Genomic DNA, 20919 nt, shown 5'->3' on the forward strand with positions numbered 1-20919 from the left:
TGCGTGGCTCGGATGGACTTTATTGGAAAAGGATGAAAACCGTTTATTGGGGCGCCGTTTGTACCCTTTGTAGATATAATCAAGCAAAGCATTTTTCAAAGCGCAAAGCACAGTCTACCCCTGTGCTCTGCGCTTTTTTGTGTAGAAGAATGAAAATAGCGCATAGTCTCATATGTTTGCTTCAAGCCATGTGTGAACTATCTTTACATCCTCTTTTTGCATAAAAGGATGATCACTATTTTGAGAGATTTCCAACTTGCAATCATGTGATTTCACAAAGTCCTTAATAACTTCCAGAGATTGCATACTGTCTTTTCTGCCGTAAAGGATTGAAGTTGGAATATTCCATTGTTTAACCGGATGTTTCTTTACAAACTGATAATAATCCCAACGCAGCAAATCAACAGAGGTAACAATCTCTTTTTGTATGCGCAGTTGTTCTTCTGTCACATCAAACCAATTAAACATCTGTTTAATTAGGTATTCCATATTCAATATAGGTGATTGGAAAAGACACTTGACATAATTACTATTTGTGTAAGCATTCAAACTGAAATACGCTCCCAAACTGCACCCAAACAAAGAAACATGATCCCAATTTGAAAAGGCATAGTTTCCAACTAGAGTAAGGTCATTAATGCCATTCCAAATATCACAACGATAACTACTGTCCTTTCGTTCCCCGTGTTCAGGCAAATCGAAACTAAGCGTTTGATACCCTTTTTTTACAGCGATTTCAGCAAAATCTCTAGCATGTTCTTTGCATGACATTTTGCCATGAACATGGACATATACCTTGTCTGATCTATCACCCCAAATAATGGATGGGATGTTGCCGATTTTTATATTTTGAATTCTCATACATACCTCCAATTGTTGAGGTTTTGCCCTCCAGACAACCTTTACTGGTGTCCTGCACCGCGTCTGGACTACCAACGGAACTGTGTTTTTATCTTCGCGTCTTCATTGTACTGTGTTGGCGGAAGGAGTCAACTCTTTCGTGACACAACTGCTAAGTCTAAACTGCCAAACGGGAGGCCAATTTTTTTATTCCTATCCACCTTACCGCCATCGCAACCTCTGGTCACGCCAGATATAGAAGGCATAAACAGACTTATTTAAAATTGTTGACAATTGTTATATTTGTAATTTATACTAAACATGTCCATTTGAGAATTACATTTTTTTGCAGTTATTTAGAGCATTTTCAGCAGTGCTTCATTGCTTGGGAAAATGCTTTTTTTCTTTAGTTATTTTGTCATATTCCGCCTCCATCGTTAAGAACTCATTCTCCTTCACAATCACTCTCACTTCACTTTCACTTGCTCATCACTGAATATCACCATGTAGGTTATCCTCTTTAATCAGCCTTTCTAAAGATTATCTAATGGAGGAAACAGGATGTCTAAATCAATAGAATCTATCTTGAAAGATGAAATTTTTGCTGAGGCGGGCATCGAGTATCCGGAAGACCCCGATACCCGTTTGCTGGACCTGGGGATCGATTCGGCAGGCTTCATCAAGCTTATTGTTTCAATGGAATCGAAGTTTAACATCTCGGTCCCTGATGAGGATCTGTTGTTTGAGAAGTTCTCCACGGCTGGATTAATCCTTAATTATTTGACCGGAAAAATGCTATGATGACTATCATTCAGCGTCTATTTCTGGAGGCCTGTGACCGCCAAGATCATATTATCCTTGAAGATCTGCAGCAGCAATGGACTTATGCAGAGGTAATGACAGAGGCCTACTTAATTGCTCTATATGTCCAAAAGAATTTTGACCTTGAGGCCGGAAGTCATCTTGCAGTATACACCAATAATGAGCCCTTGTTCCTTACTGCGGCGCTTGGCCTTCTGCTCTGCGGTCATGTACTGGTACCGGTTCCTTACTCGGCTTCCATCATGGAGATTGAACATATCCTACATGCCAGTGATACCAAACTGGTTATCAGCAAATATGCACAGCCTGCGCAGTTAAATGGTGATATTCATTGGGTCACCGCGCAGGATTTCTCGCAAGAACCGATGCCTTCGTTCGAATCGATCTCGTTCACGAATCCGCCCGATCCCAATCATTGTGCGATTCTCCTTCCTACCTCGGGCACAACCGGACCCTCTAAAATCGTTATGTTATCCCATCGGAATGTATTAACAAATGCGCTGGCCCATGGTGAAAAGGTCGGGTATACGGCTCAGGATTCGTTTCTTGTCACGATGCCCGTGCATTTCAGTTCTACGATTGTCACGCAATTGATCTCCTGTATGCTTTATGGCACCAGAATGAAGCTGATCAGCTTGCCCTTGCTGCCGCGCACAGCGTTTAGACTGTTTCAGAATAAGGCGGTCACGGCATTCTCTGCGGTGCCTACGCAATTGATGCACTTTATTTCTGATTATCATCAGACCACAAACTGGAGCGCCTTTGATTCGATTGAGTTTATTGTGATTGGCGGTGCAGCGGTTCCCCAGAAGTTAGTAGACCAGCTTCAGACTGTATTTCCACAAGCGGACATTATTCAAGCCTATGGTTTAACAGAAGCTTCTCCGCGGGTGAGCATGATGGAACGGGGAGACCGCAGTCTCTCCTGCGGAACACCCGTCAGCGGCGTGTCTGTCCGGCTTGTTGACGAAGAAGGGAATGAGGTTAAAGGACCTGCTGCTTCAGGAGAAATTTGGGTCAACGGCCCGAATGTGATGCTCGGTTATTACAAGAACCCGGAGTTAACGAACGCTACCATTGTTGAGGGTTGGCTAAAGACAGGAGATTTGGGATATTGGAATGAAGCAGGGTGCCTCATACTTACAGGCCGTAAGAAGAATATCATTATATCCGGCGGTATCAATATCTATCCGGAAGAAATAGAGGAGTTTTTGTATGGCTTGAAAGAAGTGGAGGAGGTCATGGTTGTTGGTGTGCAAGATGATCTATTGGGCGAAGTACCCATCGCATTTCTGAAAGTTGTGGATGAATGTCTGGTTGATATAGATGCGCTGACCCAACATTGCAACCTGCATTTGTCATCTTATAAAGTTCCGAGACAATGGAGGATTATAGATGACATTCCAAAAACAAAAACAGGAAAACTGGACAGGGCAAGTACGAAGCGCTTATTGCTAAAGGAATAGGGGGGAACGAAAAGTTGAAGGATACAACTCAAACTTTGCGCAGCGAAAGATTGCCGGTCCGTTATCCGATGATTACAACCTATACGCAGCATGCCCATCTCTTGTCCATACTTACCCACTACGAGTGCGCGCACCCATGGATATTCAGCAACTATATTCAATTATTTATTAACAAAGATTATAAACATCATTGGGGGGATTTTTATTTTCCTCTGACGTATGAGCTGCGGCCTTCGGATGGTTGCAAATGGATTTCGACTCAGAAGATACATAGAGATACTGTAACAACGAAATGGGACTCGGTTATTCATTTTATTATAGAAAATATTAATGCCAATAACTATATCCACACCATGATCAATTATTTCTACGTGCCCCTAAGCGACCGGTATCAGAAACTCCAATTGCATCATGACATATTTGTGTACGGCTATGATTTAGATCGGGAGATATTGTATGTTTCCGATTTTTTCAAGAACGGCGTGTATAGTCAGGCTGAGATATCATTTGCCGATTTCGATCTTGCGTTCAACACTAATCATCTGACAACCAATCATGATTATCTTAGAGAAATGGTGTATCTGTATACATTCAATGGGCAACATCAGGATAACTTCAGTGCTGATACCCTAGTAAATTCTATAAGAAACTATTTTACTAAGAAAACGCCCGAGTATTGGGAGATGTTCAACTATGGGGGCGACAGGGATAAGCTTGACTTCGGCATGCAAATATACACCACTCTAATTAATTATGTGAGAGAGACAGCGGAACATAAGGATATGCTTGATATAAGACCCTTTCATTTACTTTATGATCATAAGAAGATAATGACGCTAAGATTCAAGTATTTGTACGATCATCGGCATCTAAATCAATTAAATCAAGAGCATATAGATGAATTCACAGCCATTGAGCTTAAGGCAAAGATCATTGTGAATGTAGCGATGAAATATAATTTGACAAGGGATACGAGGATTTCCGAAAGCCTACAAACGCTGATTACGAATATAGAAAATGAAGAATCCATATTCCTTGAACGATGGCTGAATGAGGTAGGCATTCAGTAACATCGAGGGCGCAGTGGATGTCAGCCAGGTATATCTGTGGAGGGAGTGATGCCGGGATTATAGTCGTTGCTCTACAGCGTATTGAGTAAGCTCCGCACAGTTCCTGCTTGTTAACCTTGAGCAATGGGGGGATCTTTATATTCATTGTATTAACAGGAGTCGCAGGCTTCATCGGTTCCAACCTTGCCGAGAGGCTACTGCGGGAAGGCCATACCGTTGTCGGTGTCGATAATTTTCTGACCGGGTCCACTGTCAACCTGGACAATCTTTTACGGTCGCCAAATTTCAAGTTTATCGAGCATGACGTCATTTATCCGCTCGCAGTTGAAGGCCCTGTTGATTGGGTGATGCATTTCGCAAGCCCTGCCAGCCCGCCCAAATATTTGTCCTATCCCATCGAAACGATGAGAGTCAACAGCGAAGGAACGATGCATCTGCTGCAACTGGCCAAAGAAAAGCACGCTGCATTCTTCTTGGCTTCAACAAGCGAGATCTACGGGAACCCGACCGTTCACCCTCAGCCGGAGAGCTATTATGGCAACGTGAATTCGATTGGAGCAAGAAGCTGCTACAACGAAGCTAAGCGGTATGCAGAGGCGATTACCTACTGGATGCACAGGAAATACGCCATGCCGGTAAGGGTCATCCGTATCTTCAATACATTCGGCCCGAAGATGGATTTATATGACGGACGTGTCATTACCAACTTCATTCATCAAATCATGTCCAAGCAAAACCTTACGATATATGGCGACGGGAGTCAGACGAGAAGCTTTCAGTATATCGACGATTTGCTGGAAGGGATTATGAGACTGCTGGGCACCACATATGAACAGCCAGTCAATTTGGGGAATCCGCAGGAAGTCACCATCCTTGAAGTCGCCCAAATACTGAAGGAGCTCATGAATTCCAACGCGCAGATCGAGTTTCTCCCGCTGCCGGAAGACGATCCCAGGAGAAGGAATCCGGATATAACCATTTCAAGGACGATCATGGACTGGGAACCGGCGATCAGTTTGCAGGATGCACTCGCTAGAACGATCCATTATTACCAGGGTCAATATATCCATTAAACGGGAGGTACCTATGCACGAACAGATCATAGCGATGATAAGCGAAGTCAAGGACGACGCCCAGCTGGCAATCAGCCTGACCAGGCATTCCAGCATCATGGAAGACGGGGGGATGGACTCTTTACAGCTAATTACGTTCTTATTGAAGGTGGAAGAGCGTTTCGGTGTTGAAATCGATTTCGATCAATTCGACTTCGATTGTTTGGAATCGGTTACAGCCTTCTGCAATTATATCTCGGAGCTGCAGAAGACGGCATCTGCATGAACGATAGCTCATTAGCGGGACCTTGAAACCATGGATGGAGGAAGAGAGCTTATGGGGAAGAGGAAAGTAACGATTCTATGCTCGGGTTTCGGTCTGGGGTTCTATATTCCCGGCCTGTTAGCTGCAAGCGATTTCAATAAAAGGGATATCGCCACGGAAGTGCTCGTGTTCGAAAGCTATTTGGAGCATGACAAGAGGGAGCATATTGCAGACAGCAGGACGGCGTACCACAATAATTTCGCACTTGCTAATTTCTCGGCCCGGATGCCGATGGATATCCGGGGCAGCATAGATTACGCCCAGGTCGGGCTATTGCTGGAGGCGTGGGCAGCGGAAGAACGCTGCGAATTCATATCGTTATCCGGACACTGGGTCTATATTCTGGATTTGTATAGGGAGAAGATGCTGCCGAAGCCAATTCATGTAGACCTGCTCTACGTCGATTCAGATCTGGCCCCGTCCTGGAAGAGCCTGAAGAAGTTTCATCCCCGGTATGACGAGCATTATTACAATGCTTGTCTCTATGACACCGGTAGGATGGCGATTCGATGTGAAATCCCGGTTCTTTCGGGTACGCCAATGCCCTTCGAATCAAGGAAGCGGCGGCTTGTTGTCCATGGCGGCGGCTGGGGGATGGGCACTTATCAAAGTGCAATTCCAGAACTTGCCGGCCATAACTATGGGCTTGATATCGTAGCGTATGACTGGAAGGAAGCGAAGCCCGATCCCGATCACCGGTATTGGATGAACGATCCGGAGTGGTGTGCATGGGTGAAAAGAGCAAACGGCCTGCATGAGTTCCCGCCATATATTGAAATCGCGGGAGAAGATACGAATTCATACGCTGCTGAGGCGGATCATCATTGGTTATTTGACGTCGCTTCGGAGGCGGTGGCTATCGTGGCCAAGCCGGGAGCGGGCACATTGATCGACTCGCTTGCCTCCGAAACCCCTCTTATTCTGCTGGAGCCGTTCGGCAGTCATGAGCTTAGCAATTTGGAATTGTGGGAGTCGCTCGGGTTCGGAATACGCTACGAGAAGTGGCGGGAGATGGATTTTTCTATAGATGTCCTTAAGGAGATGCATCAGGCGATTAAGAACAGACCTGGTGAACGGACGAATTATGTGGATCACTATTGTTCGAGGGTTGCGTTATTGAAGAGGTGAAAATTTAACGGCAGAAGGGGTTATGCTATGAGCTTACAACAATTGAGTGTTGCCCATGATACGATAAGCTATCCGAGATGGATCGTCTTGCAGCTGCTCGAGGAGTGCAATCTGCGATGCAAGATGTGCTATGAATGGGGACTCGAAGGACCCTATAAAAGCAAAAAAACATTAGAGAAGCTGGACCCGGAGCTGATCAAAAAGATCATTGTGGAGTGCAGCCCCGGCAAGCCGTATTACGACTTCTTCGGCGGTGAGCCGCTGATGTACCCTTGGCTGAGCGACATTCTTGCCATGATCAATCATTATGGAAGCATAGCGGACTTCCCCACGAACGGCACACTGCTTGAGAAGCATGCCGAGATGCTTGTTGAGACTGCGCCCAATAAGATCTGGGTGTCGCTCGACGGCCCCGAGGAAATCAACGACAGACAGAGGGGCAAAGGCGTTTTCAAGAAAGTAATCAAGGGCATCGAGAAGCTCTATGAGCTCCGCCAAAGCAAAGGCAAGCAATTTCCGAAGATGGGTGTATCCTTTATCATTACGCCTTTGAACTATATGTATATCGAGGAATTTTTCTTTAAGCATATCGACTTGTCGATGCTCGACCATATCAGCATGGAAGTACAGCTCTATGCTACGGAAGAGCAGTATGACCAATATGTGGAGGTTCTCAGTGAGGAATTCGGCGTGCATGGAGCTCCGTATGCCAAGGGGATGGTCTGGCAGGACATCAGTTCGTTCAGCCAGATCGATATTCCTGAATTGACGAGACAGCTCAATCTTGTCAAAGCATATTGCTTGAAAAACGGTATCCATGTGATCACCTATCCGAAGACGACAGATGAACAGAATTTGGCCAACTACTTCTCGGGGCAATTCCATCAGATGGCGGATAAACGCAAACAGTGCTCTCTTCCATGGGTGTATGCGGAGATTACGGCAAGGGGCGACGTTTCACCCTGCCATGCCTTCTATGATTTGACCTTCGGCAACGTGAACGAACAGAATTTGCTGGATATCTGGCGCAGTGACAAATACAAAGAGTATCGCGCGTATATGAAAAAAAATATGCTTCCGATTTGTACGGCTTGTTCAAGGTATTATATCTACTGATTCATGTGAATAACCTATTACGTTTAAGAAGGGTGTGTTGATATGAATCCGAAATCTGAGATTAAGCATTCCGCAAAGGATCTGCAAATCTTGAAACGCACCATCAGGAATACGCTGGAAACCAAACGGAATATGGAGAAAATTGCGGGTTACGCGACACCGTTGCCAGAGTCGGTCGGGATTAAACTGACGAACCAATGCAACCTGCGCTGCAAGCATTGCTATCAATGGAACGACACCGGCTACCATCACTTCATGACACTGGAGCAGCAGCGGGAACAGCTCGACTACGAGCTGCTGGAGAAGCTGATCCTTGAGACGGAACCCGCCAAGTCGAGACTCTATATCTGGGGAGGCGAGCCGCTTGTATACAGCGATTTCGACCGTTTGGCCGATTTGCTTGAAGCCCATCCCCGTGAGACGACGATCTGCACGAATGCGGTGCTGATCGGGCGCAAGCTGGACGCCCTGCAGAGAATCTCCGATAACCTGGAGCTGCTCATCGCGCTTGATGGATTCGAAGAAGAGAACGATGCGCTTCGCGGCAAAGGGGTATTCAGCAAGGCGATAGATGCGATCCGGATGCTGGTCGAGCTGCGCAAGGAGAACAAGTTCAGAGGCAAAATTTCGATCCATACCGTCGTTAACGATGGTATGACCGACAAGCTGTACGATCTGCTGGACTTTCTGGAGGGCGTCGGCGTAGATCTGGTCATCGTCTGCTTCCCGTGGTACATCTCGGACGAATGCTCTCAGGGGATGGATGATTACTTCGACCAGAAGTTCGGCTTCCTTCCGGCGAGCGGGCACAGAGGCGAACGAAGCTGGCACGCCTTTAACTACAAGCTCGATCCGGAACGTATCCCTGCTCTCATGAATGAGTTGGACCGGGTGAATCAACGGGTCTGGAAAATGCGCTTGCGCTACCAGCCGAATCTGGATCATGACCAGATCGAGGATTTCGTGCTCGGCAAAGAGGTGCAGGGCAAAGGCACGATGAACAAGAAGTGCCTGGCGCTCTCGAACCGGATGGACATTACGCCCGATGGAACCATTATCGCATGCAAATTCTTCAAGGAGTTCGAGATCGGCAGATTACATGAATCGTCTGTACAGGAGTTATGGCATAGCATGAACTACAGAAGGATAAGGGAAATGATGGACGAACGGCTGACACCGGCATGTTCCAAGTGCAGCGTCTTGCATTTGCACGGTGTGTAATTATCCTAAATTCACATAAATGAGGTGCGCAAGTGAGTATCATCCAGATGAAAGGTTTATCCAAAAGCTTCAAGTATTACGAAAAAGAGCTGGGGCTCAAAAAGTCGCTCAAAAATTTAGTGAAGCGCAAATCTCTGATCAAGGAAGCGGTTAGCGATATATCGCTTGTGATCGAGCAAGGCGAGATGGTCGGATTCTTGGGCCCGAACGGCTCCGGCAAAACGACTACGCTTAAGATGCTGTCCGGGATCTTGTATCCGACAAGCGGACAGGCGACGGTATTAGGCCATGTCCCTTGGGAGCGCAAAAAAGAATTCAAGATGCAGTTCTCGATCGTGATGGGGCAGAAATCGCAGTTGTGGTGGGATTTACCGGCGAACGAATCGTTGTACCTGAACAAATGCATCTATGAGGTCGAGGATGAGCCCTACAACCTTGTCCTGGATGAGCTTACGGAGATGCTGGACGTTAAAGACCTGCTCAACATTCAGGTGCGGAGGCTTTCGCTGGGGGAACGGATGAAGATGGAGCTTATTGCGTCGCTCATCCACCGGCCCAAGGTGATTTTCCTGGATGAGCCTACCATCGGACTCGATCTGATTTCGCAGAAGCGCATTCGGGAGTTCTTGAAGTATTATAACCAGCAGACGAAGGCAACGGTCATTCTGACAAGCCACTACATGGCGGATATTGAGGATCTGTGCAAACGGACGATCATCATCAATCAAGGGAAGATCGTATACGACGGCGATCTCCGGCGTGTGAACGAGCTGTTCCATGCCAAGAAGATTATCAAGCTGCAATTTACGGACGAAGTGCCAAGGCAAGCGTTAAGTGACTACGGCGTTATTACGCAACACGACGGCTTGAATGCTGTTATGGAGATCGATAAGCTTGAACTTCAGCGGCTCTCCAAGATGCTGCTGGACCGGTTCCCGATCCTTGATTTCACAGTTGAAGATATACCTGTCGAGCGGGGCATCGAAAGCTTATATCAGAAAGATGGGGTCAGACATGAAAGCCTTGCAAAAGTATAACAGAACGTACATCCTTGCACTTCAGAATGCGATGGAGTACCGGACCGATTTCCTGATGAGTATTATCAGCGGCGGCTTTATCATACTCGTCCAATGCTTCCTCTGGACAGCTGTGTTCCGCAGTTCGCCGCAAGAGATTATTAACGGTTATACGTATTCGCAGATCATCATTTATTCCGTGTTGTCCGGCGTCGTCTCCAAGCTGGTTTCTGCCGGCTTCGAAGGGGAGATTGCGAATGATATCAAGACGGGCGGACTAAGCAAATTTATCGCTCAGCCTATTCATTATTTCAGCTATCGGATATGCAATTTCTTCGGTGGGAAAACGGTTCAGACCGGGGTCGTCCTTGTCTTATTCGTCATCCTGATGACCGTGTTTACTCAAATTTGGGAGTTTCAGCTTAGAGCGGGGCAGATCGTGATGTTCCTGGTCAGTATTCTGTTCGGGCTGCTCATCAACTTCCTGCTCTTTTATTCGATTAGTGCACTTGCGTTCATCATTACTGAGGTTTGGGGCGTTTTTATCGCGTTCAACCAAGGCGTATATCTGCTCAGCGGCGCCATCTTTCCGCTTAATATTTTCGGAGATACGTTTGCCAGAATCTCCAGCTATTTACCGTTTCAGTATGTCGTATTCTTCCCGGTGAAGATCATCAACGGGAGCTTGGCGGTTCATGAGATCGTTAGCGGGCTCCTCATACAGGCGGTTTGGGTCATTGTGCTTTTGATCATTTCCAAGTTGTCTTGGGATTCCGGGATGAAGAAATATGTAGCTGTTGGAGGTTAGACCTGTGAGTATCCGCTTGAGTGAGATTCGGAAGCACATACGTATGTTTTTTATTTTCGCAAAGAACAGTTTGGTTGGTTACATGGAATACAAAGCGAATTTCTACTCCGGCTTGATTATGGAGACCGTATTTCTGTTCACCAAGCTGATCTATATCATCTTCGTTTACCAGCTGGGGATCGAAATAAATGGAATTTCTCCTGACCAGATGATGATCTTCACCGGGACCTATACGATTATGATCGCAATCTATACAGGATTGTTTATGGATAACTTTTATAGATTCGCAGGCCATATCCGCAACGGGACGCTGGACTTGTATATGACGAAGCCGTTATCGCTGCAGTTCATGATTTCATTCCGGAATGTTAACTTCGCGTTTCCGATTCCCAACCTGGTCGCCGGGATCACAATGATCGTAATAGCCTGGCAGCGGCTTGGCATCGAACCAAGCTTTATCCACTTGGCCGGATATATCGGCGTGATCTTGAGCAGCACGATCGTGACCTACTCGGTGCTTCTGCTTCCGCAAATTCTCGCTTTCTGGACGGTGAAGTCCGGTGCAATCTTCGACATACTGGATAAATGCTGGGATTTGAATAATATGCCGATGTACATATACCCCAAATGGCTGCGGAGATTAGGGCTGTATGTCGTGCCTATCTTGTTTATCACTAACATGCCATCGGTTTATTTGATCGACCGCTTGGACTTCTTCCTAGGAATATGGATTTTTGCAGCTCCTGTGATATCGCTTCTAGTGGTCAGGCTGTTCTGGAAGCTGGCCGTCAGACACTATGAGAGCGCCAGCAGTTAGAGAAAAGCCAAAAAACAAATTGTTAAGAAGGTGAATCGGATGAGCAGGATGGAGCGTAAGAGCTTTTCGCCGCAGACAGACACTACTAAGAAGCAGCTGCACAACGGGCTCGAAATCTATCAGAACAACGAAGGCGAGACCGAGTTCCTCTATAACGAGATTTTCCAGAAGGAGATGTATTTCAAGCACGGGATTACGCTCCCGGATCATGGAACGGTCATGGACGTCGGGGCTAATATCGGCATGTTCACCCTATATGTCAACAGCAAGAGCAACTGCAGGGTATATGCCTTTGAGCCGCTGCCTCCGACGTTTAAGCTCTTGAAGATGAATACGGACTCGCTGCCACGCGTAACAACGGTTAACGTCGGGCTTTCTAATGAGATCAAGGAAGCGGAGTTTGCCTATTTTCCTACGATGTCCACGGATTCTGTCCAGATCAAATACCGGGAGAACCACGACCAGGATCTCCGGTACGGGTTAATCAACCATTACCGGGATCATTTCGCTGACCCGCGCATGTTGAACCGGTTCGTGGATCAACTGATGTCGCCGAAGCTTCTGAATGAACAGATCCATCGATGCAAGCTGACCACGATCTCTGAAATGATCCGCTATTATGATCTGAACCCCATTGATCTGCTCAAAATCGATGTGGAAAAAAGTGAATTTGAGGTCCTGGAAGGCATCCATCCGGAGGATTGGGGCAAAATCAGGCAAATTGTAATGGAGGTACACGGACTGGACGGAGAGCAGATAAGCAGGCTCGAGAACATTTTCCGGACCAACGGCTTCAATGTCTCGATCGACTACTATGAAGACTTAAATATCCCCAATTACTTCAATGTGTACGCATTGAATCAAATGCATACATCGGCTGGGGGGTAGTCATGCTACAGCATCTGCATCCAAGGTTGGTATGCTCCAGCTGCAAGGGCGCGCTGGTCCAGTCGGAGGCATTGCTGCAATGCTGCAGCTGCAATGCGGTATATACGATCGATGACACTTATGTATCGATGCTCGACCGGCGTGAGCAGGTGGACCGCCCTTCCGGCTGGAACCGGAAAGAGGCTGAAATTCGGGATTACAGCGAGATTTCGCAATCCCTTGCGCTGTCCGGTATAGGCCGATTCGCCACCTTCTTAAACTATGGTTACGTCCCGCACGGGAGTGAGCAGCATGCGGTGATCGAGCCCGGCGATGCATGGAACAGAAATTCAATCAAGCTGCTGCTTGAGACAGTGGGCAGGACGGTGATCCGGGACCGGCAGGTGATTGACATCGGATGCGGCAGGGGAGGGAATATAGCAGCTCTGTCTAAATATTTCAAGCCGCTGTCTATTGTCGGTCTCGACATCTGCCCGGCGAACATTGCCTATTGCAATGCCAAATCCCGAGGGGGTGAATTTTGGTATCTCGTCGGCGATGCGGAGAATATACCGTTTGCAGACGAAAGCTTTGATGTGGTGTTAAATATAGAATCCGCGCATGCCTATCCGGACCGTTCCCGCTTCTATGAAGAGGTGCATCGGATAATGAGAGTTGGCGGCGTATTTCTGTATACGGAGCTGATGCCGGGTGATCAGGTAGCGCAGAATGTGAGGCTGTTAGAGGAAGCAGGTCTGTCTGTAATCCGCGATCAGGATGTGACTTCGAATGTTCTTTTATCGTGTGATGAGAATGCGAAGCAGCGTACGGGCACACAAGGGATTGCAAGCAACGTAGGCGCGGGTACGAATATTGGAGATATTAATGATTTCATCGCATTGCCCGGCTCGAAGAAATATGAAGAGATGAAGGCGGGAACGCGGCAATACCGTATGATGAACCTTGTTAAGAGGTCATAAATCTATAATATCGACAATAATTTTTAGAATAGGAGAATTATTGTATGGAAGAAATGATATCCCTGGACACCTTTCAACCCTTTGATGGCATGACCAAAATGTTTCCTCATCATAATTTTCCATACTTTAGTTGCGACTACAATTTGTATTTAACGCTTGCCAGATATTTTAAAAAAGATGAGCTGCCGATTTTGAATAATGTGATTAGTATTTATAGATTTAATGAACAAAAAATACAAGCAAGAGGATATTTCAAGTTAGAGGTATTGGAGCTTCAGGAGGGAGATCAGATCCTTGAGGAAATGGGGATCTCTGTTCGCAAAAAGTCTCCTGCACTAGATACGTTACAAGATGAGATCATAAGCTCTATTTCCAGGGGGCATCCGATTTCCATTTTTATTGATTTATTCTATCAACGCGGGAGAGACTTTTACTATAACAAAAAGCATGGACTGCACCCTGTTTTTGTCTATGGCTTCAATCGGACTAACGGGGAAATATATACGGTTGATGATATTACAGAATACAGGCAATATTCTCTGCCATTCTCAGAATTTAAATTGTCATGCATGACTTCGGAGCACGTAAAGATGCCGGACTACTTTTGGGAATATGCGCTAGTGCCCCCAAGTAATCATGAGATGTTGAACAATCAGAAGTCAGCACACACAACCATCCATACCTTTGTAGAGAATATGTGCAGGTACGAGCATGAAATAATGGAAGGTCTGAATAATATCTTGTTGTTGGCCGAAAATTTCGGGCGTATTATCACAAATGAGACCATTACAGAAACCCTGAGCAGTACTATTTATAGAAAATGCTCTGAGAAGTACAGGTTAAATACTCTCTATAAGTACAACCTTGATCTTATCGATGCCAAAGATACGCTTGACCCGTTATTGGACCAAATTATTAATGACTGGAAGATGGTAAGGTTCTATTCGAATAAAGCCATCATGCACCATAAGTTCACCGGGGAAATCATGGACAAGTGCGTTGAATATTTTACAAAAATATATACGAATGAAGTGCATTTTCATAATCAATATTATTTAATGTTAAAGGCTGCGAGATTGTTAAGCTGAACCCACGAGCCATCCGCCGTAATAAAAGACCGCAAGCCTGTGCAGGGAGGGCGGTCTATTTTGCGTTTCACTGGCGATATTCCATTGATAAACCAGGAATCCTTATTCCTGGAAGTGAGAGATGAGAAGTGTGTCCATTTTCGTAATATATTAAAATCATTCGTGCATTACCCGTATTTAGACTTTGCCCTCCTATTGTTAATATGAAAGCTGTTACAGCCTAATCATCCGTTTTTGTGAATGCGTTTACAAACATTGTCTGCCATTAGGTTCAGAGGGAGGTGCGGGATTGACTGTCAAGCCAGACTTGGCGTAACCAAGGGTAAGATAAGAATCTCCATAAGAAAAGGAGTCAAACTTAGATGAACAGTAGAAAATATGTAATCAGCATCTCCCGTCTTCTCGTCATCATCATGTTGTTCTCCATCTTCACGTATACTCCTGCCCCGGCTGCTGCGGCTACAGACGAAGCGCCAGTGGAACTGAGCGATCTGATCGCGCAAGCCGAAGCGCTAAAAACCGGAAATACGGAATTCCCGCTTCAGGTCAGCCATTCTGTGTATGGATCGGTCTATGGTTCTGATGTGCAGCAGGCCTGGCCGTGGGTGCATGTTGACGAGCTCCAAGCTCTGAATGATGCGATTGAGCTCGCACGTAACGCAAATACACCAGCCGACGAAGCAATCGCTGCTCTTAAAGAAGCAATCACCACTTTTACTGCAAATATCAAATCCGACGGCTCCGATCCTTATTTCCGGCTTGATCCGGGTCCGGGTAAGGTTCCTGTAAAAGTTACCGCGCCCACGAATGCCTGGAAAGCTAGAACTCCGCTGGATAACCGTGTCCCTGCCGACTTTGCCGGCGGCACATTCAAGACGATCGCGTATCCTTTTGCAGATGCCCAAGGTAAAGCGGAAGTACTTCAGATTAATTACGCCCACAATGGGAAAAGCACCTTCGGCGGCATCAGTCTGGAATCCCCGTTGTCCCCGTCCGTTAATGTCACAGCGGGTTCAACGATTGAATTCGATGTCTACTATCCGAAGAGTGCGCAAGGCAAATTCATGCGATGGAGAGTCAGAAATACCAATGAAAACCTTGACAGCTACCTCAGGGATTACCAGTATAGCAACCTGAATCCTGACTGGGTGGGCAGCTACAACGGTGAATCCTGGCTGAAGGCGCATCACAGCATTACCGCCTCATCGGGTAATTCCTCGAACTTCATTCTTGAGCTGCATGGCGAGAATGCCCGTCCAGAAGAGACTGGTATGCTGCTGGTTGCTAACATCGAAATAACCGCACCTGATCCTGATGGCGTTCCGCTTCCGGGTGTAGTCAATAAGGAACATCAGAGTGCCGTAGATCCTTTAAAGAGTAAGTACAATAAGGAGAATGGTTTGTTCATGGTCGGCGCCATCGGAACAGGGCCCGTAACCGGAACCAGAGCCAATCACTATGAGATCTTCGTCGACGGCAACAATCTGAAGGCCGATGGCACGCATCCCCGTGGGCCGGAATGGCTGAAGAACGTGAACGGCGAGGCCATGAATGGCGCAACCACTGCCCCTGGCTTAGCGGAATACAGCTTCCCGACTAACTCTTATCAGGCGATCCGGGATTCGGGAGCTCCTGGACAGTATAAGTCTCACGGTCATGTTCTGGCATGGTATAACCAGGCTCCTGGTTGGATGGCGCAGATGGTCCCTGCAAGCCTGCCCTCCGGGTATAACGGCAGTGCCGAGTTCTACGGGCTTGGCAACGGCGTTACGACTACGGTTAAGGTAGACAAAGATATGGCGAGAAGAGTGCAGTTTAACCACACCATGTATGTGATGCGGCACTTCCTGACTACAGATACGAAGTACGGCTCAAGCGAAGCCCGTGGCGTCATTCCTTTCAATTCATGGGATGTACTCAACGAGGAGGTACACGAAAGCCGCCACAGCGAACTCATCCCGGAGGATGCAAACAGCTGGAGAACGAGTCTGAAGCACACCAACTGGCTTGCTGCCATGTCGGATGATCAGATTGGCGGCGACATCACCGATCACTACATTTACCTGCTGTTCAAAAACGCGCACATCGCGGCGCCCAACGCCAAGATGGCGGAAGCTTACAAAGTCAATTATGCTAACCTTCCAGAGTACATGAAGCTGGATGGACACGACACTAAAGGCAGCATTGACAGCTACATCGTTGACAATCCTCCGAAGCTGACCTACAACGATTACGGGCTTGCGACCCGCAGCAAAGCGAGAACGGTATACAATATGGTTCTTGAGTTAAATACTGCATGGCGCTCTGATCCGCTGTACGACGGAAGACCCCTGATCGAAGACATCGGTATCCAGGGACATGACGCAGTAGGTAAAACCCTGGCAAGTGATAACCAATATGCGATGGCCCTCTATGCCTCGCTGGTGGACCGGGGCCTGCTGTCGGGTATTACCTATTCAGAGCTGGATCTTAAGGTGCCGACCGATGCTCCCGGAGGAGGCGCAACTGCTCCGGCAGTGCTTAATGTCAAACAGTCGGACGCTCTTGGTTATCAGTACGCACTGCTCTACAAAATGTTTAACAAGTTCGCTCCGTATATTGATCACATCATTAGCTGGGGCGTAACCGGTTCCGGATGGCAGGGAAGCTATGTCCTGTTTGACGGCCAAAGTAATGCGAATGCCGGGTACTATGGCGCTATGAAGCCGGACCGGTTCATTCTGGGACATTCGTATCTGGATGGTTATTTTGCTGGCGAATATCAGGCCATCGGGAATAATGCCATCGACCTTGGCGATCTTGGAGTCTATACACCTAATAGCGTGAACGCTGACCTCAGTAGCTTGTCCCTGAGTGCAGGAACACTAGAGCCAGCGTTCAATGCGGCCACCACAGAGTATGATGTTTCCTTAAAGGATGCCGGCAGCATTACCGTGACAGCGGCGGCGGCAGACAGCAGGTCAACCCTGAAAGTCAACGATACGGTGGTTGCCAGTGGTGCAGCTTCCGAAGCTATAACGCTGACACCAGGCACCAAAACAAATATAAAGGTTGAGGTGACAGGGGTAGACGGAAGGGTAAAGACCTATACCCTGAAAGTAACCAACAGTAAGACGGAGACTCCATCCACTCCGGAACCAGGAACACCAACGCCATCTCCAACACCAACGACTGAGCCTGGAACACCTTCAACGCCTGCACCTGGAGGCTATTACACGTCTGCGCCAACAGCCTCTGCAACCCCTGTACCAGCAGCGCCTGTTGTAGAAGGCCAGAAAGTAACCCTGCAGGCCACAGTGAACAATGCGACTGCATCCGTTAAGGTATCGGATCTGGCACAAGCCAAGGAATTCATCGGGAAAAATGTGACGCTGGACATTCCTGCCGTGCAAGGAGCGACGACCTACTCGGTTAGCTTGCCTGCTGCTGCACTGACTGGCGGGACGAAGGAAGATAAGCTCACCATCTCCACCGAATTCGGTCAGGTTGTCATTTCTGGTAATCTATTGACAGGCACACCTGAAAGCAGCGGCAAGGAAGTAGCGCTGGAGATTGGAAAAGGCGACAAGTCGGGGCTCCCGGCGGAAGTAAAGGCGGGTCTAGGCGATAGACCGGTCATTCAGCTTAGCCTTAAGGTAGACGGCAAAGAAACAGCCTGGAGCAATCCTGGTTCACCAGTAACCGTATCCGTGCCTTATCAGCCGTCTGCCGATGAATTGAAGAATCCTGAAATGATAGTTATCCGTTACATCGACGAAAGCGGAAAGGTGATGACCGTACCAAATGGACGGTATGCTTCCAAGACCGGTATGGTAACCTTCACAACTACTCATCTCGGCGATTTCGCAGTATCTTATGTATCTAAGACCTTCACAGATCTTGGGAAAGCAGTATGGGCCAAGAACGCGGTCGAAGTCCTTGCATCGAAGGATATTCTCAAGACAGAGGGACAGGTTTTCAATCCGTCAACAGATATCACCAGAGCAGACTTCCTGTATTCCCTTGTAAGAGCACTTGGTTTGACTGCGAAGGTAGAGGACAATTTCAGCGATGTACAGAAGAATGCCTACTACTATAATGAACTTGCCATTGCCAAAGCGCTTGGAATTGCGAATGGCCTGGACAACGGCAGCTTCGGCAGCGGTCAGAAGATCACCCGGCAGGACATGATGGTGTTGACCGAACGGGCCTTGAAGCTGGAGAACAAGCTGAATACCCAGGGTACAGCTGCGGATCTGCAAAAATTCTCCGACAAGTCCAAGGTGGCTTCCTATGCGCTGGGCAGCGTAGCCGCCATGGTGAAGGAAGGGCTTATCCAAGGCAGCGGTAACCAGATCAATCCGGCCGGCAATACCACCAAAGCAGAAGCGGCGGTATTCCTCTACAGATTGTACAATAAGTAAGGGATTCGCATAAGAACAGGATATGTCTGAATGACCGCACTCCTTTGCCGGGAGGGCGGTCTTTTGGCTTTTATGGGACCGTGACCTTGTTTTCAAGCAGAATTAAAGCAAATGCCCGCCAGACACTTCAATGTCCTGGGCTGTAACCCACCCGAATTCATCGGACAACAAGCTTACAATAACCTTCGCTATATCTTCGGGGTGGCCGATTCTGCCGAATACAGATTGCTCAGCCAGCGGCTTAATGAATTCGGGATGTTTATCGAATACTCCATCGCCAAAATTGCTGTGCGTAGGACCAGGAGACACGGCGTTGACCCGGATTTGGCGCGGTGCAAGCTCCTTGGCAATGTAGCGGGTCCAAGTTGAGAATGCTGATTTTAACGAGCCATAGACGGAATAGCCCGGAAATGATTGGTTTTTGGATGAACTCGTGGTATTGACAATAGCTCCGGCGTCCTCTATGAATCCGGCAAGCTGTTGTGTTAGAAAAACAGGTCCTTTGAAGTTCGTATTCAGAATCTTGTCGAAATATTCTTCACTCATCTCATTGAACAGCATGGGCCCGCCGATACCGCCATTATTCAACAAGTAATCAAAGGTTGTCCGGTTCCAAATGTTACGGAGACTCTCCTTCACTTCTTGAATAAAGCCTGCAAAGGTTGAGATCTGCGTCAGATCCAGCTTCAGTGCGACTGCCCGGACACCTTCATTTTTCTCAATTTCCTTTACAACATCTTCCGCACGTTCCTTGTAGGAATTGTAGGTGAGAATGACGCTAATCCCGCGTTTGCCAAGCTCCAGCGCCGCCGCTCTTCCAATACCATTACTTCCACCCGTTATTATCGCAATTGTCATAAGAACCTCCTTGTTTTGTGTTCGGCTTGGTTCTAATTGTAGCCGCAGCTGACGGTTCAAAATAGACCTGAAAATGCCTATTGATTGCCTAAAAGCACCATTCGTGTGATAAACTATGTGCATGAAAAATGTCCTTGAAGAAATAATGGAGCTGATGAAGGATGCGGGCACCAGGCAGATTGAAACCGGAGTACCAGGGCTGAGTATGATTAAAGGAGAGATCCCCAATCATCAGCTTGCAGCGCTGTACGAGCCGATGATTGGTTTTACGGTTCAAGGAAGAAAGATTCTATCCATAGGGGGGCGCAGCACAGAACTGGCAGGACCCTCTTATTACGTGTTACCGGTACATGTTCCTGCAACGGCGGTTGTGCATCCAGACCGTGATGGCCATCCTTATATGTCCCTTGGTCTGAAGTTGAATCAGAATGTTCTTCAGAGTCTGCTAAGAGATCTCCAGGAGAATCTATTACCGGCTGCTTCCGGGCCATTCGCAGCTTGCGGCATGGATATTGAATTGATGGAGGCTTGGCTGCGTTTATTGCGATTATCCAAAGCGTCAAGAGATATTCCGGCTCTTGCACCGGCTTATGAGCGCGAAATCCTGTATCGCGTACTGATGGGACCACAAGGAGGGGAGCTGAGGCAATTGGGTCAGCGGGAAAGTGACCTATCCCGGATATCCCAAATTGTGAAATGGTTCCGGAGTAATTTTATGAGGCCCATAGACATTGGTGAGCTGGCATCGAAATCGGGCATGGCTATAAATACCTTTCACCGGCAGTTTAAACGGGCTACGGGGTTAAGTCCTATTCAATTTCAAAAGCAATTAAGGCTCCTGGAGGCCAGAAACCTTATTGCCTTCGAGGGCTATCCGGTAGCAAGTGCTGCATACCATGTAGGCTATCAGAGTCCTTCACAGTTCAACCGCGAGTATTCCCGGTTCTTCGGTGCATCTCCTGCCCGTGACACGGAGAGCTTAAGACAAATTGAAAGCATGAGGGATTAGAAGGTCATGCCATGAGCCGCAGGAATTGCAGGC

General features: G+C 47.4%; 18 protein-coding genes. 16 read left to right on the forward strand and 2 right to left on the reverse strand.

Going from position 1 to position 20919, the window contains the following annotated elements:
* Window positions 1-168 precede the first annotated feature (168 nt).
* A complete protein-coding gene (locus NST04_RS25955) occupies window positions 169-861 on the reverse strand; it encodes an alpha/beta hydrolase (RefSeq protein ID WP_341186845.1) in 693 nt (230 codons plus the stop codon).
* 540 nt (window positions 862-1401) lie between these two features.
* Here NST04_RS25955 and NST04_RS25960 point away from each other — a divergent pair.
* The 15 genes from NST04_RS25960 to NST04_RS26030 all read left to right on the forward strand — a co-directional run bounded on the left by NST04_RS25960 (window position 1402) and on the right by NST04_RS26030 (window position 19019).
* Window positions 1402-1641: an acyl carrier protein gene (locus tag NST04_RS25960; RefSeq protein WP_341186846.1), complete on the forward strand. Its 240-nt coding sequence runs from the start codon at window positions 1402-1404 to the stop codon at window positions 1639-1641.
* Window positions 1638-3128, forward strand: a complete 1491-nt coding sequence (locus NST04_RS25965) for a class I adenylate-forming enzyme family protein (protein ID WP_341186847.1) — start codon at window positions 1638-1640, stop codon at window positions 3126-3128. Before NST04_RS25960 ends, NST04_RS25965 begins: the two co-directional genes overlap by 4 nt.
* A gap of 14 nt (window positions 3129-3142) precedes the next feature.
* On the forward strand, window positions 3143-4198 hold the full coding sequence (locus NST04_RS25970; RefSeq protein ID WP_341186848.1) for a hypothetical protein: 1056 nt from the start codon (window positions 3143-3145) through the stop codon (window positions 4196-4198).
* Between the two features lie 116 nt (window positions 4199-4314).
* Window positions 4315-5271 (forward strand): NAD-dependent epimerase/dehydratase family protein, encoded by a 957-nt coding sequence (locus tag NST04_RS25975; RefSeq protein WP_341186849.1) that lies wholly within the window; start codon window positions 4315-4317, stop codon window positions 5269-5271.
* 13 nt (window positions 5272-5284) lie between these two features.
* Window positions 5285-5536 (forward strand): acyl carrier protein, encoded by a 252-nt coding sequence (locus NST04_RS25980; RefSeq protein WP_341186850.1) that lies wholly within the window; start codon window positions 5285-5287, stop codon window positions 5534-5536.
* 51 nt (window positions 5537-5587) lie between these two features.
* Window positions 5588-6703 (forward strand): UDP-glucuronosyltransferase, encoded by a 1116-nt coding sequence (locus tag NST04_RS25985; RefSeq protein WP_341186851.1) that lies wholly within the window; start codon window positions 5588-5590, stop codon window positions 6701-6703.
* A 27-nt stretch (window positions 6704-6730) separates the two neighbouring features.
* On the forward strand, window positions 6731-7819 hold the full coding sequence (locus NST04_RS25990) for a radical SAM protein (protein ID WP_341186852.1): 1089 nt from the start codon (window positions 6731-6733) through the stop codon (window positions 7817-7819).
* 42 nt (window positions 7820-7861) lie between these two features.
* Window positions 7862-9040 (forward strand): radical SAM/SPASM domain-containing protein, encoded by a 1179-nt coding sequence (locus tag NST04_RS25995; protein WP_341186853.1) that lies wholly within the window; start codon window positions 7862-7864, stop codon window positions 9038-9040.
* A gap of 32 nt (window positions 9041-9072) precedes the next feature.
* Window positions 9073-10077 (forward strand): ABC transporter ATP-binding protein, encoded by a 1005-nt coding sequence (locus tag NST04_RS26000; RefSeq protein ID WP_341186854.1) that lies wholly within the window; start codon window positions 9073-9075, stop codon window positions 10075-10077.
* The gene (locus NST04_RS26005) at window positions 10055-10864 is read left to right on the forward strand and encodes an ABC transporter permease (RefSeq protein WP_341186855.1); all 810 of its coding nucleotides are present in this window, start codon (window positions 10055-10057) and stop codon (window positions 10862-10864) included. Before NST04_RS26000 ends, NST04_RS26005 begins: the two co-directional genes overlap by 23 nt.
* Window positions 10865-10946: 82 nt before the next feature.
* Window positions 10947-11681 (forward strand): ABC transporter permease, encoded by a 735-nt coding sequence (locus NST04_RS26010; protein WP_341186856.1) that lies wholly within the window; start codon window positions 10947-10949, stop codon window positions 11679-11681.
* 39 nt (window positions 11682-11720) lie between these two features.
* A complete protein-coding gene (locus NST04_RS26015; protein WP_341186857.1) occupies window positions 11721-12569 on the forward strand; it encodes an FkbM family methyltransferase in 849 nt (282 codons plus the stop codon).
* 2 nt (window positions 12570-12571) lie between these two features.
* Entirely contained in the window at window positions 12572-13528 is a 957-nt protein-coding gene (locus NST04_RS26020; RefSeq protein ID WP_341186858.1) for a class I SAM-dependent methyltransferase, read from the forward strand.
* 44 nt (window positions 13529-13572) lie between these two features.
* On the forward strand, window positions 13573-14616 hold the full coding sequence (locus NST04_RS26025; RefSeq protein WP_341186859.1) for a hypothetical protein: 1044 nt from the start codon (window positions 13573-13575) through the stop codon (window positions 14614-14616).
* Between the two features lie 362 nt (window positions 14617-14978).
* Window positions 14979-19019 carry an S-layer homology domain-containing protein gene (locus NST04_RS26030; protein ID WP_341186860.1) on the forward strand — a complete coding sequence of 1347 codons (4041 nt, stop codon included), beginning with the start codon at window positions 14979-14981 and terminating at the stop codon, window positions 19017-19019.
* Window positions 19020-19121: 102 nt separating this feature from the next.
* Here NST04_RS26030 and NST04_RS26035 read toward each other — a convergent pair whose 3' ends face one another.
* Window positions 19122-19877: an SDR family NAD(P)-dependent oxidoreductase gene (locus tag NST04_RS26035; RefSeq protein WP_341186861.1), complete on the reverse strand. Its 756-nt coding sequence runs from the start codon at window positions 19875-19877 to the stop codon at window positions 19122-19124.
* Between the two features lie 145 nt (window positions 19878-20022).
* Between NST04_RS26035 and NST04_RS26040 the strand changes: the two genes are divergently transcribed.
* The gene (locus NST04_RS26040; protein ID WP_341186862.1) at window positions 20023-20886 is read left to right on the forward strand and encodes an AraC family transcriptional regulator; all 864 of its coding nucleotides are present in this window, start codon (window positions 20023-20025) and stop codon (window positions 20884-20886) included.
* Window positions 20887-20919 lie beyond the last annotated feature (33 nt).

Source organism: Paenibacillus sp. FSL H7-0756 (genome assembly GCF_038006765.1).
Taxonomy (GTDB): domain Bacteria; phylum Bacillota; class Bacilli; order Paenibacillales; family Paenibacillaceae; genus Paenibacillus_AQ.